Below are 14,924 nucleotides of genomic sequence, written 5' to 3' on the forward strand. Positions count from 1 at the left end.
AACGTTTTGCTATGCGGTCTGGTTTAGGTTACTCCCATTTTATATGCATAGTCGTGGATTTTTTATTTTCTTCTATGTAAGTTTCCGCGTATGTATCCTTCATTTTTGACCACTGTTCTGCCAAAAATCCGCCTTCTAAAGCTTTCGTGAACGAATCTTCCTTTCCGTAAACAGACAGTTCAGCAATGACGTCTTTTTTTCTTTCTTTTTTCCATACAATGTCTCCCCAGCCGGCATTACGGAAAAAATCAGCGACCTCTCCGGGGGTGCTGCATGGATAGCGGCGGGCGAGCTGTTTGCCGGCCCAGTATAATATCGCATGCTCGTCAGAGCCTAAAATATCAGGAAGAACATTTTTCCGCAGTAATTCGTATCCGGAGGGAGCCGGTTTATTTGTTTCTTCTTCCATTTCCATCACCACTTTCTTCACCTAATATTATACATGCTGGAGTTGGAAATCTCTATAGATTCCCAAAATCATACATGATATACTAATGCACGATTATGACGGAGGGACCGATATGAAAAATATTTTTGCAGAAAAAATGACACCATTTCGCATGATCATCGGTGCCTACGTTTTTTCAATGCTATTGTTCAGCTTACTGCTCTGGCTTCCGATCTCGCATCAGCCGGGGCATGAATTAACATATATAGAAGCTTTGTTTACCTCAGTATCCGCCGTGAGCGTAACAGGTCTGACAGTCATCCAGGTATCTGACACCCTGAGCGCTGTTGGGATTACGTTTTTGGCACTGGCGATGCAGGTAGGCGGCATTGGAATTATGTCTCTGGGCACGTTTGTGTGGATGGTTTTTGGAAGAAAAATTAATTTATCCCAGCGGTTACTGATTATGGTCGACCAAAATCAGTATAAGTTTTCAGGCATGGTCAAGCTGATGAGAAATATATTGCTTCTTGCTTTAGGAATTGAAGCAATGGGTATGCTGATACTCGGTACATACTTTCTTCGTTATTTTGACTCGACATGGGAAGCTTATTACCAGGGCGGATTTGCCGCACTGAGTGCTTTTACCAATGCCGGCTTTGATGTAACGGGACAGTCGCTGATCCCATTTGCTGAGGACTACTATGTCCTGTTTGTTGTCATGACTCTGATCTTTGCCGGAGCAATTGGCTTTCCGGTTCTGATGGAGGTCAGAGAATATTTGACAAACAGGGAGCGGTTTAATTTCAGTCTGTTTACGAAAGTGACGACTACCACGTATTTTCTCGTGTTTGTGCTCGGGGCCGTCAGCATATGGGCACTTGAATTTGGCTTTTATTATGACGGTATGGCCTGGCATCAGCAGTTTTTCTTTTCGATGTTTAACTCAGCGACGACAAGGAGTGCCGGCTTATCGGTAATGGATGTTTCGGCGTTTTCTCTGCCTACTCTTTTGCTGATGTCCGGCCTGATGGTTATTGGGGCGAGTCCGTCGAGTGTCGGAGGAGGCATCCGGACGACGACGCTTGCTGTAATGTTTTTAACGATTCGGAGCTTTGCGCTTGGACGTTCGGATGTCAAAGTTTTTAACCGCCAGATTGACCCGGAGGATAAGCAGCGGACCTTTATTGTTATATCCTTTTTCATTGTAGGCTTATTGGCTGCGATTACTCTAATCAGTGCATTTGAACGTGGCAATGCGGAAGTGGAATTAATTGATATTATTTTTGAAACAAGCTCGGCCTTCGGAACCTGCGGGCTTTCGACTGGGCTGACGGATGATTTTTCCACACCAAGCCATGTCCTGCTCATGTGCCTGATGTTCATCGGACGGGTGGGAATACTGGTGTTTTTATTCTCAGTGAAAAAGAAAGAAACGAAATCACATTATAGATATCCAACAGAACGCATAATTATTGGTTAGCCGGAGAGGGGATTCTCCGGCTCTCTTAATTGCCGGGAAAGTGAATCGCATAAAGTATGAATAATATGCATTTAAGATGCTGTATACGTTTTCTTGACGGGTAATTTTAGGGGGAGTACAATTAACGTAACGTTTCGCACAATTCCTTGAATAATTCTTTTCCATTTTGTGACTAATTGGTTGTATCGTGCATGCATATGCATTTTGCAAAACGGAAAAGAGGCAGGAGACACGGCCGGTACACAAGTACATATAAAACAGGAAGCTTTAATTCTGTTTATTGTGCGGGCGGTGGAAAGTTCAGCAGGGGGGTAATGGAGCCGGAAAAGAAAGCAATGCAGAAAAACAGGATGGAGAGAATTTTTATGCTAATGGAGGAGGATGAATATGGCTTTAAATAAGGAATTTGCCGCCCGGAGGCTGCACTCGCTTCTTGGTATTATTCCAATTGGACTATTTTTGATGCAGCACTTCGTAGTAAACCATTTCGCGACCAGGAGTGCTGAAGCGTTCAACGGAGCGGCTCACTTTATGGAAAATTTACCGTTTCGTATCTTTTTAGAGATGTTTCTCATTTATATTCCCATACTATTTCACGGGATTTATGGACTTTATATCGTATTTCAGGGCAAGGCGAATGCGAAGCGTTTTGGCTACTTTCGTAACTGGATGTACATTTTCCAGCGTATTACCGGGGTATTCCTGTTAGTGTTTATTACCTGGCACGTCTGGGACACATGGGTGCAGGCACAGTTTTTCGGTGCGGATGTAAACTACCAGATGATGGCTGATATCGTAGCGAACCCATGGATGCTTGCATTTTACATTGTAGGTATACTGGCTGCTACATTCCACTTTTCAAACGGCTTATGGTCCTTTTTGGTTACATGGGGCATTACGGTTACACCAAAAGCCCAGCTGGCTGCAACATACTTCACCCTGGCCGTTTTCGTAGCAATGTCTGTGATTGGCCTTCGTGCTATTTTCGCATTCGTATAAGATCGGTTTTTAAATAAACTAAAGGAGTGAAACATCCGCATGAGTAATGGAAAAGTTATTGTCGTAGGCGGCGGACTGGCAGGACTGATGGCAACAATCAAGGCCGCTGAAGCAGGTTCTCAAGTGGACTTGTTTTCAATTGTACCGGTAAAACGTTCTCACTCTGTCTGTGCTCAGGGCGGCATGAACGGTGCCGTCAATACAAAAGGGGAAGGGGACTCCCCGTGGGAGCACTTTGACGATACTGTATACGGGGGCGACTTTCTTGCAAACCAGCCTCCGGTGAAAGCTATGACCGAAGCAGCTCCGGGGATCATTCACCTGATGGACCGTATGGGCGTTATGTTCAACCGGACCCCTGAAGGACTGCTCGACTTCCGCCGTTTCGGCGGCACCCAGTTCCACCGTACAGCTTACGCCGGAGCAACGACCGGCCAGCAGCTGTTGTATGCGCTCGATGAGCAGGTTCGCCGTTATGAAGTGGAAGGCCTGGTCAACAAATATGAGGGATGGGAATTTCTTTCAGCTATTCTGGATGAGGAGCAGACCTGTAAAGGGATTGCTGCCCAGAACCTGCGTTCGATGGAAATTGAAACGTTCCGGGCTGACGCGATCATTATGGCTACTGGCGGACCCGGCATCATTTTCGGTAAATCCACGAACTCCATGATCAATACTGGCTTTGCCGCCTCATCGCTTTATCTTCAGGGCGTCAATTATGCCAACGGTGAATTTATCCAGATTCACCCTACTGCCATCCCTGGCGATGACAAACTCCGTCTGATGAGTGAATCTGCGCGGGGAGAAGGCGGACGCATCTGGACATACAAAGACGGTAAGCCATGGTACTTCCTGGAGGAAAAATATCCGGCTTACGGTAACCTGGTTCCGCGTGACATTGCAACACGTGAAATCTTTGATGTCTGTGTTAACCAAAAACTTGGTATTAACGGAGAAAACATGGTTTATCTGGACCTTTCCCATAAAGATCCGCATGAGCTCGACGTGAAGCTTGGCGGGATCATGGAAATTTATGAAAAATTCATGGGCGACGATCCGCGGAAAGTGCCAATGAAAATCTTCCCTGCCGTACACTATTCGATGGGCGGCATGTGGGTTGACTATAACCAAATGACAAACATTCCGGGTATTTTCGCTGCTGGGGAATGTGACTACACCCAGCACGGCGGTAACCGCCTCGGAGCAAACTCCCTGCTTTCCTCTATATACGGCGGGATGGTTGCCGGGCCGAACGCGGTGGAGTATGCCAACAGCCTGGAAAAATCAGCGGAAGATCTTTCTTCTTCGCTTTTTGAAACAAAGAAACAGGAAGAGCAGCAGGAGTTCGACAAAATTATGAACATGGACGGCACTGAGAATGCCTACGCACTTCATAATGAACTCGGTGAATGGATGACAAACAACATGACTGTGGTCCGGGAAAATGATAAGCTGCTCGAAACAGACGATAAACTCCAGGAGCTTCTCGAACGCTGGGAAAACATTAACATGCATGACAGCTCCAAATGGAATAACCATGCCGCAATGTTCACCCGTCAGCTTAAAGGAATGATCCACCTGGCCCGCGTGATGACTCTGGGAGCTTATCACCGTAATGAAAGCCGCGGTGCTCACTATAAGCCTGAGTTTCCGGAGCGTAATGATGAAGACTTCCTGAAAACAACGAAGGCTCATTACAATCCGCAGACCAATCATCCGGAATTTGAGTACGAAGAGGTTGACACTTCGCTGATCAAGCCGAGAAAACGGGATTATTCCCAAGGAAAAGCATCTTCTGAGAAGGGAGCAAGTAACTAATGAGTGATGCACAAGCGCAAGAAACGCGTAACGCAGAAGAAACCGATACTAAAAAAGTAAAGTTTATTATTACCCGGCAGGATGACCCGGACAGTCCTTCCTATGATCAGGAATTTGAAGTTCCTTACAGAGAAAATATGAACGTTATTTCCGCACTGATGGAAATCCGCAGAAACCCTGTCGACAGCCAGGGTAACCAGGCCAATCCTGTTATCTGGGATATGAACTGTCTCGAGGAAGTATGCGGCGCATGCTCGATGATTGTAAATGGTACAGCCCGCCAGTCCTGTACGGCCTTGATTGATCAGCTTGAACAGCCGATCCGTCTGGAGCCGATGAAGACATTCCCGGTAATGAGAGACCTTCAGGTGGACAGAAGCCGGATGTTTGATTCCCTGAAAAAGGTTAAAGCATGGATTCCAATTGACGGTACGTATGATCTTGGTCCCGGACCGAGAATGGCCGAAAATAAACGCCAGTGGTCGTATGAGCTCTCCAAATGTATGACGTGCGGAGTATGCCTCGAGGCCTGCCCGAACGTAAACGATGACTCTTCATTTATCGGTCCTGCGGCTATTTCCCAGGTTCGCTTGTTCAACTCCCATCCGACCGGGGAAATGAACAAATCCGAGCGTCTGGAAGCCTTGATGGGTGAGGGCGGTATCAGCGGCTGCAGTAACGCCCAGAACTGTGTGGAAGTTTGTCCGAAGGGCATTCCTTTAACGACTTCCATTGCAGCAATGAACCGCGAAACAAATATTCAGTCGTTTAAAAACTTTTTTGGCGGCGGGAACTAATTGATCAAAAGGCAGCCTCCGGGCTGTCTTTTGATTTATGGTTTATAAAAATGATCTTCCTGGCGAGTCGGAAAAACCTGGCGTCTTTTTGAAGAAGGCGGCCACTGCGTCTGTTCTTGTTTCCCTTAAATCAGAGTGGTACAATGTAGAAGTATTTACATACTGAAACCGCTGATAATAGTAGTGCACCGTACGCTCTGGATTTATGGAGCAGTTCGCAGTTGCGACTTTATTAAGGGTGAAGTACAATATAAAAAGCCTGCTTTCGAGAAAAACGTACATGGTGCGCATTTCTTAGTGAAAGCGATCTATATTGAAAAGGGGTATGAATCATGCAGGAAAAAACATTTACTATTACAAACGAAACAGGAATCCACGCGCGCCCAGCGACACAGCTCGTAAACAAAGCCGGTCAGTTTTCTTCAGATATTTCTTTAGAATATAACGGCAAATCGGTAAACCTTAAATCCATCATGGGTGTTATGTCTCTTGGCGTTGGAAAAGGCTCCGAGGTCACGGTTAAAATCGAAGGCAACGACGAAGAAGACGCTATGGAAGCAGTGGATCAAGTGATTAAAGAAGGGCTTGGAGAATAATGAGTGCCAGCCTGACCGGAATTGCTGCCTCGAAAGGAATAGCGATTGCAAAAGCTTTCCTTTTGGAACAACCGGAATTGGATGTAAGTAAACAACCGGTGGATAACGCCCAGGACGAAATTGCAAGATTTAAAGAAGCAGTCCAGGAGTCCAAGCAGGAACTTCAGGTTATTAAAGAAAAAACACTTCAGGACATGGGAGAAGATCAGGCTGAGATTTTCTCTGCACACCTGCTCGTGCTGGAAGACCCTGAGATTATGGACGGTGTCTCCAGTAAAATTACGGAGGAAAGTGCCAATGCAGAATACGCTCTCAGTGAAGTAGCGAACATGTATGTAGATATGTTTGAGAACATGGATAATGAATACATGAAAGAGCGTGCTGCAGATATCCGGGATGTGTCAAAGCGTGTACTTATGCATTTGTTTGGTCTCGAAAATACCAGCCTGGCAACAATTGATCAGGAAGTAGTCGTTATTGCTGATGATCTGACCCCGTCTGATACTGCTCAACTGAATGAATATGTGCAGGGTTTTGCTACAGACATCGGCGGGCGTACTTCCCACTCTGCGATTATGGCCAGATCGATGGAAATTCCGGCTGTAGTTGGAACGAAAGAAGCAACGGGCACGATTAATCAGGGCGATCTTTTGATTGTTGACGGCCTTGAAGGCCGGGTAATCATCAATCCGGGCGACGATGAAGTGCAGGAGTATAAAGAAAAGCTGGAGCAGTTTAACCGCCAGAAAGAAGAGTGGGCAAAACTGGTCAACGAACCGACAAAAACAGACGACGGCCATACGGTGGAATTAGCAGCCAATATCGGCACCCCGAATGATCTCGACGGTGTCCTGGCTAACGGTGCTGAAGGTATCGGTTTGTACCGGACAGAGTTCTTGTATATGGGCAGAAATGAACTTCCTTCCGAGGAAGAGCAGTTCGAAGCTTACAAAGAAGTGCTTGAGCGTATGGAAGGGAAGCCAGTCGTTATACGTACACTTGATATCGGTGGTGACAAAGAGCTCCCTTATCTGGACCTGCCAAAAGAAATGAATCCATTTCTCGGCTTTCGTGCGATCCGTCTCTGTCTTGAAGAGAAGGATATGTTCCGGACGCAGCTGCGTGCTCTGCTGCGGGCCAGTTCTTATGGGAAATTAAAAATAATGTTCCCGATGGTGGCAACAGTAGAAGAAGTGCGTGAAGCAAAATCGATGCTTGCAGAAGCCAAAAAAGAGCTGCAGGATGAAAACATCGAGGTCTCCGGAGATATTGAAGTAGGTATTATGGTAGAAATTCCTTCCACGGCGGCAGCAGCAGAAATTTTTGCCAAAGAAGTGGATTTCTTCAGTATTGGGACAAACGACTTGATCCAATACACACTTGCTGCAGACCGTATGAGCGAAAAAGTAGCTCATTTGTATCAGCCTTATCACCCGGCAATCCTTCGCTTAGTTAAAAATGTGATCGATGCCGCTCATAAAGAAGGCAAATGGGCAGGTATGTGCGGCGAAATGGCCGGCGAGCCTGTAGCGGTTCCTCTTCTTTTAGGACTCGGATTGGATGAATTCAGTATGAGTGCGACCTCAGTACTTCCAGCAAGAACCCAGCTCCGTTCATTGAAAAAAACGGACGCAGAGGGTCTCGTAGAGGAAGCAATGAAATGTTCCACAGCAGATGAAATTGCTGAACTTGTTGAGAGCAGAGGATTTGTCATTCAATAAGCTGGAATGAGAAAAATACAAAAAGCCTGGAACCGTTGGTAGGTTCCGGGCTTTTTTGTGGGTGATGAAACGTGTATTTTCTTGTATACTGAAAAAGTTGATGTTTTTCAGTTGAATAAGCTGTTGAACGGAAATTATAAAATTGTCAGCAGCTCAGGATTCACACAGGAAAGGTTAGAAAGCCTGTTTGGTATCCAAGCCGGATAACAAGGTCTGAAAATGGAGAGAAGCGAATATGAAACAACCTATTGGCGTTATTGATTCAGGTCTTGGAGGCCTGACTGTTGCCCGCGAAATTTTAAGGCAGCTGCCGAAAGAAGAAATGATATACATAGGGGACACTGCCAGGTGTCCATACGGACCTCGTCCGATTGAAGAAGTACGGGAGTTCACCTGGCAGATGATTGCACGGCTGCAGTCTGAAAATATTAAAATGCTTGTGATTGCGTGCAACACGGCAACGGCCGTGGTGCTTGAGGAAGTAAAACAAATATTGGATATTCCGGTCATAGGTGTGATAACACCGGGGGCTATATCCGCGTTGAAGGTGACAAAAACAGATCAGGTAGCAGTGATTGGCACTAGCGGAACCATTCACAGCGGTGCTTACGAACGGGCGTTGAAATCTATTAATGAAGAGGTCGAAATCACCTCGCTTGCCTGCGTGCCCTTCGTACCGCTCGTAGAACAGGGGCAGTACGAGGGCAGAGCCGTTCTTGATATTGTGAAGCAGACACTGCTGCCTTTAAAACAAGCTTCATATGATACGCTGATTTTAGGCTGTACTCATTATCCGCTGCTCGAAGACGTAATTCAGGAAGCGGTTGGACCGGACATCCAGTTAATTTCATCCGGTGATGAAACAGCCAGGGAAGTAAGCACACTGCTTAATTATCATGAAACGTTAAATACGGGAGAAACCCCTCCGTTTCACAGGTTTTACACGACCGGGCCCGAAAAAGAATTTCGGAGTATAGCAAACCAATGGATGGACCAGGATATAGAGCAGGTCGTGTCTATTCAACTCGATAATGACGACCGTTTTGCCGGAAGTGAAAAGAAAGGAAGATTGTATGAATCGATTGGACGGAAGGGAATGGAATGAACTTCGTTCTATTCAAATTGAAACAGATTATTTAAAGCATCCGGAGGGTTCAGTACTTATATCCTTTGGACAGACAAAGGTAATTTGTACAGCGAGTATTGAAGAACGGGTTCCGCCTTTTATGCGCGGAGAGAAGAGGGGTTGGATCGCAGCCGAATATTCGATGCTGCCAAGAGCAACAGAAACCCGTAATATCCGCGAAGCGGCCCGGGGCAAGCTTACCGGAAGAACGATGGAAATCCAGCGCTTAATCGGGCGGGCTCTCCGTGCGGTCGTGGACCTGAAGCTTCTCGGGGAACGCACCGTCTGGATTGACTGCGACGTGATTCAGGCAGACGGGGGAACGCGTACGGCTTCGGTGACAGGAGCTTTTATTGCTCTCGCTATGGCTGTGCAGTCCTACCATGAGCAGGGGAAATTTAAAGGCTTCCCTATTACAGATTATTTAGCAGCTGTTTCTGTAGGGCTTAACGCGGAACAGGAAACGATCCTCGACCTTGCCTATGCAGAAGATTCACAGGCAAATGTAGATATGAACGTAGTAATGACGGGAAAAGGCGAGTACGTGGAAGTACAGGGCACGGGCGAAGAAGCCTCGTACACAAGAAGACAGCTTAACAGTATGCTCGACTCTGCAGAGGCGGGAATGTATGAAATCATCCAGCTTCAAAAGCAGGTTATCGGGCCTGCGGCAGCTTCTATCCAGGAGAGCTTTTCAGACGATGACAGCGGAAGGGAGTTATAAATGAACACGGTAGTAATAGCTACGAAAAATCCGGGAAAAGTCAAAGAGTTTGAACACATGTTTGGCAGCGGGTATAAAGTGGAATCGTTACTGGAGAAAAATATTGATGACATTCCAGAAACCGGAGCCACCTTTGAAGAGAATGCGATTATTAAGGCCGAGGCTGTAAGAGATCATCTCAACTGCACGGTAGTTGCAGATGATTCCGGGCTGGAGATTGACGCCTTAGATGGACGTCCGGGTGTTTACTCCGCTCGTTATGCAGGAGAAGAAAAAGATGATGAAGCGAATATAGAAAAAGTGCTGCACGAAATGAAGCAGGTGCCCCGTGGCGGGCGGAGTGCCCGTTTTGTATGTGTGCTGGCTGTGGCATTTCCAGACGGCAGCGTGCATACATTTACGGGAACATGTGAAGGGGAGATAGCAGAAGCGAAAGCTGGAAATAACGGCTTTGGTTATGATCCTGTGTTTTACCTGCCGGACTACGGGAAAACGATGGCAGAGCTGACTGCAGAAGAAAAGCACCGTATCAGCCACAGGGGCAATGCACTTGAAAAGCTACGGGTCCAGGGAAAAAATCTTCTGCAGGACGACTGAAAATAATTTTTACGAATCATAGAGAGCTGGAGGCAGAACGAATGGACATTTTAGTGGTAAGCGACAATCACGGAAGTGAAGAAGTATTAAAGCAGGTACTTGACCGTCATCAGGGTGAGGTAAGTGCTGTATTGCATTGCGGGGATTCGGAAGCATCGCCTGAAAATAAACTGTTAAACGATGTGCATATCGTCCAGGGCAATGTAGACAGTCCGGGAAACTTCCCTGATGAATTAACAGTGGACGTAGGCCATATTAAAACGTACCTTACCCACGGTCATTTGTACCAGGTGAAAACGTCTTATGCTTCGCTCTTTTCCAAGGCTGAGCAGATCAATGCCGATCTGGTTTGTTCCGGGCATACTCATATAGCTGGGGCGTTTGAGGAGGATGGAACGATTTTTGTGAATCCAGGAAGCCTGCTTCTCCCACAGGAGCGTCCTGAACAGACATATGCTATTGTAAATGTCTCTAACCAGGGCCAGTCGATCAACGTTCATTTCTATGAAAGAGAGTCAGGCAGCGAGCTTCTTGAACTTTCGCAAAGCTTTCCGTTTCCAGAGGGAGAATAAAATCCCTCCGGAAACCTTTATTGACTTTTAAGGAAAAATATTTTAACATAATGAATGTCGCAAAAAACAGAGGTCCCAGTAGCTCAGCTGGATAGAGCAACAGCCTTCTAAGCTGTAGGCCGCAGGTTCGAGTCCTGCCTGGGACACCATTTCCTAATTTAATTAATGATATGTTCAGAGACAGAAGGGGATCTCCTTTTCTGTCTCTTTTTATTTATTTCCGGCAGCGGGAAAATAAGCCGGAGAAAACGCTTCAGGGTACTTTTTCTCGGGCTTTAGAAAAGAAAAGTGTCAGATTATATTTCGAGATCATGGACAATAGAGCATATATCTGATGCAGAAGTACAAATTATCTAAAAAGTTTATACAAAATGGTTGACCATAAACTGTATTCGGCGTAATATATACGTCAAACGTTAAAAATGTATTCAGAGAAAGAACATTTGCCTTTTGAGGGTGTACACGTTACCCTATGCATTAAGAAGGCAGACGATAGATTGAAGGGACGCAGAGGTGATATCAGTGGCGGAACAATGGATATTTTTGGATGGAGAGTTCGTCAAAAAGGAAGATGCCAAAATCTCCGTATATGATCATGGTTTTTTATACGGCGACGGTGTTTTTGAAGGCATTCGCGTATATAACGGAAATATTTACAAACTGGATGAACACCTCTTGCGTTTATACCACTCTGCGAAATCAATTATGCTTGATATTCCTCAATCAAAAGAAGATATGACGGAAATTATCAGGCAGACGCTGCAGAAAAATAAACTTGAAGATGCTTATATCCGGCTTGTTGTTTCAAGAGGTGTAGGAAATCTTGGCCTGGATCCGGCATCGTGTGCGAACCCTTCTATTATAGTTATAGCAGAGGAGCTTGCAATCTATCCAAAAGAATTTTACGAGCACGGTCTTGAGATTGTGACAGTCGCTACCCGGCGGAACCGGCCGGATGTGCTGAGTCCGAAAGTGAAATCATTAAATTATTTAAATAATATACTGGTGAAGATGGAAGCAAGCCTTGCAGGGGTCAGTGAAGCTTTAATGCTTAACGACCAGGGCTATGTGGCGGAAGGCTCCGCAGACAATATCTTTATTATTAGAAATGGCGTGCTGATGACACCACCAGGGTACATCGGGGCTTTAGAGGGCATCACCCGGCAGGCGATTCTGGAAATGGCCGAGGATATGGGATATGATGTGCGCGAAGAAGCGTTTACAAGGCACGATGTCTACACCGCAGAAGAAGTTTTTCTGACCGGGACAGCTGCAGAAGTCATTGCCGTTGTAAAGGTAGATGGAAGAGTAATCGGCGATGGCCAGCCGGGAGAAGAGACGAACCGGCTCTTGCGCGCGTTCAGACAAAAGGTAGTAGAAGACGGAGTAAAAGTTTATTCAGACAATTCCCGCATAGAGATTGGCTAATTGCCTGATTAGATGTACAATATAATTAAATAGTATTGATAAATCGACGACAGGGACCAGTAAATAATAGATTTTCCTTCACAGAGAGCTGCCGTGGCTGAAAGAGCAGCAGGAAATCGTATTGAACTCCCCCTTGAGAGCTTTCCTGAACCTGAGTAAGGAAGGCCGGATGCCGACACGGCCTCCGTTATGGCAAACCGAACCGGAAAAACGGTTCTTAAGGCAATAAGTGCGAGCTTATTGTAAAAAAGGGTGGTACCGTGAAAAGCAGACGTCTTTTCGCCCCTTTAGAGCAGCAGCAGCTGTCTATTGGAGGTGAAAGGGCGTTTTTTATTATCCGGAGAGGTCCTTTTTAAGGGTGGCGGCATTGAAGCAGGCATGGAGAAAAAAGTGATTTGAGTATAAAAGGAGGAGCGAGTATGAACACAAGAGTGAGAGAAGTAAAAGGGCGCGAATTGAAAGATGAAAACCAGGAAATGAGTGGCTCAAGCATGCTGATCCAGGCGTTGGCCCGGGAAAATGTAGATACCATTTTTGGCTATCCCGGCGGAGCCATTCTTCCGACGTACGATGAAATCTACCGTACCGGTATCCGGCATATCCTCTCACGTCATGAGCAGGGCGCCATTCATGCAGCAGAAGGATACGCAAGAGTTTCAGGGAAGCCCGGTGTTTGTGTAGTAACATCAGGACCCGGAGCTACAAATGTGGTAACCGGCATTGCCGACGCCATGATTGATTCTCTCCCTCTTGTGGTTGTGACCGGCCAGGTGGCAACATCAGTGATTGGTACGGACGCCTTCCAGGAAGCGGACATCCTGGGCATTACGATGCCGATCACAAAGCATAATTTCCAGGCTCGAACGGTGGAAGACCTTCCGAGAATTATCCGGGAAGCATTCCATATTGCTACTACCGGCCGTCCGGGACCAGTCGTAATCGATCTGCCTAAAGACGTATCCATTGCCTCCGGGATGTTTCATTACGACGACGAGCCGAATCTCCCCGGGTACCAGCCAACGTATACGCCGAACAAGCTTCAAATCCGTAAGCTTGCTGAGGCGGTATCGAAAGCCAAACGCCCGGTTATACTTTCAGGAGCAGGCATTCTGCATGCCGGAGCTTCCCCGGAACTGCTTGAATTTGTTGAACAGCAGCAGATCCCAGTCGCTTCTACGCTTCTTGGACTTGGCGGTTTTCCAGGCACTCATGAGCTGGCACTCGGCATGGCGGGGATGCACGGAACGTACGCAGCCAATATGGCTCTCCATGAAGCCGACCTGCTTATCAATGTAGGTGCCCGCTTCGATGACCGTGTCACCGGCAATCTCGAGCACTTTGCCCCGCAGGCAACAGTCGCCCATATTGACGTTGATCCGGCAGAAATCGGTAAAATCATCGAGACGCATATTCCGGTAGTAGGAGACGCCAAAGAAGCATTACGCCTGTTAAATGAAGTGAATCCGAAGCCGGGCGAAAGCGTGCGCTGGAGAATGAAAGTGGACGAATGGCAGCAGGAGTTCCCGCTCTGGTACAAAGAAGGCTCTGAATATATTAAACCGCAAAAGCTTACAGAGCTTGTTTACGAAAAAACGAACGGTGAAGCAATCATCACCACGGACGTCGGCCAGCATCAGATGTGGGCAGCCCAGTATTACAAATTCGATCATCCGAACGCCTGGGTAACAAGCGGCGGTCTTGGAACGATGGGCTTCGGTTTTCCAGCCGCTATCGGTGCCCAGTTTGCTGAGCCGGACCGTCAGGTGGTAGCTATTCTGGGAGACGCCGGCTTCCAAATGACGATGCAGGAGCTTTCCATCCTGCAGGAGCTGAACCTTCCGGTGAAAGTACTTCTGGTCAACAACGCTTCCCTTGGTATGGTCCGCCAGTGGCAGCAGCTCTTCTATGAAGAGCGGTATTCCAACTCCCTGTTTCCGATCCAGCCGGATTTCGTGAAGATGGCGGAAGCGTATGATATTAAAGGGTATAAAATTACCGACGAAAATGAAGTAGCGGGGGTGCTTGAAGAAGCATTCAATTACAACGGCCCGGTGCTTATCGACTGCAGAGTGCACGAAGAAGAAAACGTGTATCCGATGATCGCTCCCGGGCAGGGGCACCATCAAATGGAAGGAGTGAAACCATGAGGCGGACCATTACAGCGACAGTAAACAATACAACAGGAGTGATGAACCGCATTACGGGTCTGTTTGCCCGCCGTCATTTTAATATTGAAAGCATTACGGTTGGAATGACGGAAAACCCGGAAGTGTCCAGGATGACATTTGTAGTAAATGTGAGCGACCAGCGGGGGCTAGACCAGGTCATCAAGCAGCTGAATAAGCAGGTGGATGTATTAAAAGTCCGTGATATTACCGATGAAGCGATTGTAGCCAGAGAACTTGCGATGATTAAAGTCATGACAGTTTCCGGCCAGCGTGGAGAAATATCGGATTTAATTGCCCCGTTCCGGGCCACAGTTATCGATGTGGGAAGAGAAAGCGTCACGATTCAAGTGACCGGAGATACCCCGAAAGTGGAAGCGCTCATCGACCTGTTAAGGCCTTACGGCATTAAAGAAATGGCCCGGACGGGTGTGACAGCCTTTCAACGGGCTACTAAAAAAAGCAGTGATCAAACCAGGTATTCCATTATTAATTAATGAGTATTCATAA

The 14,924-nt window shown here is 46.8% G+C and carries 14 protein-coding genes, 1 tRNA gene and 1 other annotated feature; of the genes, 14 read left to right on the forward strand and 1 reads right to left on the reverse strand.

The genetic code is table 11. The annotated features are described in order from the left end of the window. Positions 1 to 28 precede the first annotated feature (28 nt). A complete protein-coding gene (locus tag ACTRXH_RS00005; RefSeq protein WP_474280730.1) occupies positions 29 to 415 on the reverse strand; it encodes a DUF2507 domain-containing protein in 387 nt (128 codons plus the stop codon). A gap of 106 nt (positions 416 to 521) precedes the next feature. Between ACTRXH_RS00005 and ACTRXH_RS00010 the strand changes: the two genes are divergently transcribed. From ACTRXH_RS00010 to ilvN, 14 genes are all read left to right on the forward strand, one after another. Beyond that, positions 522 to 1,871 (forward strand): TrkH family potassium uptake protein, encoded by a 1,350-nt coding sequence (locus ACTRXH_RS00010; protein WP_474279949.1) that lies wholly within the window; start codon positions 522 to 524, stop codon positions 1,869 to 1,871. Positions 1,872 to 2,258: 387 nt separating this feature from the next. Then, positions 2,259 to 2,870, forward strand: a complete 612-nt coding sequence (locus tag ACTRXH_RS00015) for a succinate dehydrogenase cytochrome b558 subunit (RefSeq protein WP_474261928.1) — start codon at positions 2,259 to 2,261, stop codon at positions 2,868 to 2,870. A 39-nt stretch (positions 2,871 to 2,909) separates the two neighbouring features. Continuing rightward, positions 2,910 to 4,688, forward strand: a complete 1,779-nt coding sequence (gene sdhA, locus ACTRXH_RS00020) for a succinate dehydrogenase flavoprotein subunit (RefSeq protein WP_474279951.1) — start codon at positions 2,910 to 2,912, stop codon at positions 4,686 to 4,688. After that, the gene (sdhB, locus tag ACTRXH_RS00025; protein ID WP_322526515.1) at positions 4,688 to 5,485 is read left to right on the forward strand and encodes a succinate dehydrogenase iron-sulfur subunit; all 798 of its coding nucleotides are present in this window, start codon (positions 4,688 to 4,690) and stop codon (positions 5,483 to 5,485) included. Before sdhA ends, sdhB begins: the two co-directional genes overlap by 1 nt. 332 nt (positions 5,486 to 5,817) lie before the next feature. Beyond that, the gene (locus ACTRXH_RS00030) at positions 5,818 to 6,081 is read left to right on the forward strand and encodes a phosphocarrier protein HPr (protein WP_298783538.1); all 264 of its coding nucleotides are present in this window, start codon (positions 5,818 to 5,820) and stop codon (positions 6,079 to 6,081) included. Next, entirely contained in the window at positions 6,081 to 7,802 is a 1,722-nt protein-coding gene (ptsP, locus tag ACTRXH_RS00035; RefSeq protein ID WP_474261930.1) for a phosphoenolpyruvate--protein phosphotransferase, read from the forward strand. The genes ACTRXH_RS00030 and ptsP overlap by 1 nt, the downstream gene beginning before the upstream one ends. 235 nt (positions 7,803 to 8,037) lie before the next feature. After that, complete coding sequence (gene racE, locus ACTRXH_RS00040) at positions 8,038 to 8,907, forward strand: glutamate racemase (protein WP_474261931.1); 870 nt, start codon at positions 8,038 to 8,040, stop codon at positions 8,905 to 8,907. Continuing rightward, positions 8,876 to 9,652, forward strand: a complete 777-nt coding sequence (gene rph, locus ACTRXH_RS00045) for a ribonuclease PH (protein ID WP_474279953.1) — start codon at positions 8,876 to 8,878, stop codon at positions 9,650 to 9,652. Before racE ends, rph begins: the two co-directional genes overlap by 32 nt. Then, positions 9,653 to 10,249, forward strand: a complete 597-nt coding sequence (locus tag ACTRXH_RS00050) for an XTP/dITP diphosphatase (protein WP_474279955.1) — start codon at positions 9,653 to 9,655, stop codon at positions 10,247 to 10,249. It abuts the gene before it with no gap. Positions 10,250 to 10,290: 41 nt separating this feature from the next. Continuing rightward, positions 10,291 to 10,821 (forward strand): metallophosphoesterase family protein, encoded by a 531-nt coding sequence (locus ACTRXH_RS00055; protein WP_474279957.1) that lies wholly within the window; start codon positions 10,291 to 10,293, stop codon positions 10,819 to 10,821. A 72-nt stretch (positions 10,822 to 10,893) separates the two neighbouring features. Then, positions 10,894 to 10,970 (forward strand) — tRNA-Arg (locus ACTRXH_RS00060). A 373-nt stretch (positions 10,971 to 11,343) separates the two neighbouring features. After that, entirely contained in the window at positions 11,344 to 12,249 is a 906-nt protein-coding gene (gene ilvE / locus ACTRXH_RS00065; RefSeq protein WP_474262072.1) for a branched-chain-amino-acid transaminase, read from the forward strand. 37 nt (positions 12,250 to 12,286) lie between these two features. After that, positions 12,287 to 12,539 (forward strand) — a binding site (T-box leader). 129 nt (positions 12,540 to 12,668) lie between these two features. Further along, on the forward strand, positions 12,669 to 14,396 hold the full coding sequence (gene ilvB, locus ACTRXH_RS00070; RefSeq protein ID WP_474261935.1) for an acetolactate synthase large subunit: 1,728 nt from the start codon (positions 12,669 to 12,671) through the stop codon (positions 14,394 to 14,396). After that, the gene (ilvN, locus tag ACTRXH_RS00075; protein WP_322526507.1) at positions 14,393 to 14,911 is read left to right on the forward strand and encodes an acetolactate synthase small subunit; all 519 of its coding nucleotides are present in this window, start codon (positions 14,393 to 14,395) and stop codon (positions 14,909 to 14,911) included. Before ilvB ends, ilvN begins: the two co-directional genes overlap by 4 nt. Positions 14,912 to 14,924: the final 13 nt, after the last annotated feature.

Source organism: Marinococcus sp. LNHM5E3-2.1, assembly GCF_056034365.1.

Bases quoted from the DNA above. Each gene is read 5' to 3' on its own strand.
- ilvB (WP_474261935.1), top strand. From the start codon at position 12,669: ATGAACACAAGAGTGAGAGAAGTAAAAGGGCGCGAATTGAAAGATGAA.
- ACTRXH_RS00015 (WP_474261928.1), top strand. From the start codon at position 2,259: ATGGCTTTAAATAAGGAATTTGCCGCCCGGAGGCTGCACTCGCTTCTT.
- ACTRXH_RS00005 (WP_474280730.1), bottom strand. From the start codon at position 415: ATGGAAATGGAAGAAGAAACAAATAAACCGGCTCCCTCCGGATACGAA.
- ACTRXH_RS00030 (WP_298783538.1), top strand. From the start codon at position 5,818: ATGCAGGAAAAAACATTTACTATTACAAACGAAACAGGAATCCACGCG.
- ACTRXH_RS00010 (WP_474279949.1), top strand. From the start codon at position 522: ATGAAAAATATTTTTGCAGAAAAAATGACACCATTTCGCATGATCATC.
- ilvN (WP_322526507.1), top strand. From the start codon at position 14,393: ATGAGGCGGACCATTACAGCGACAGTAAACAATACAACAGGAGTGATG.
- sdhB (WP_322526515.1), top strand. From the start codon at position 4,688: ATGAGTGATGCACAAGCGCAAGAAACGCGTAACGCAGAAGAAACCGAT.
- ACTRXH_RS00050 (WP_474279955.1), top strand. From the start codon at position 9,653: ATGAACACGGTAGTAATAGCTACGAAAAATCCGGGAAAAGTCAAAGAG.
- ptsP (WP_474261930.1), top strand. From the start codon at position 6,081: ATGAGTGCCAGCCTGACCGGAATTGCTGCCTCGAAAGGAATAGCGATT.
- ACTRXH_RS00055 (WP_474279957.1), top strand. From the start codon at position 10,291: ATGGACATTTTAGTGGTAAGCGACAATCACGGAAGTGAAGAAGTATTA.
- racE (WP_474261931.1), top strand. From the start codon at position 8,038: ATGAAACAACCTATTGGCGTTATTGATTCAGGTCTTGGAGGCCTGACT.
- rph (WP_474279953.1), top strand. From the start codon at position 8,876: ATGAATCGATTGGACGGAAGGGAATGGAATGAACTTCGTTCTATTCAA.
- sdhA (WP_474279951.1), top strand. From the start codon at position 2,910: ATGAGTAATGGAAAAGTTATTGTCGTAGGCGGCGGACTGGCAGGACTG.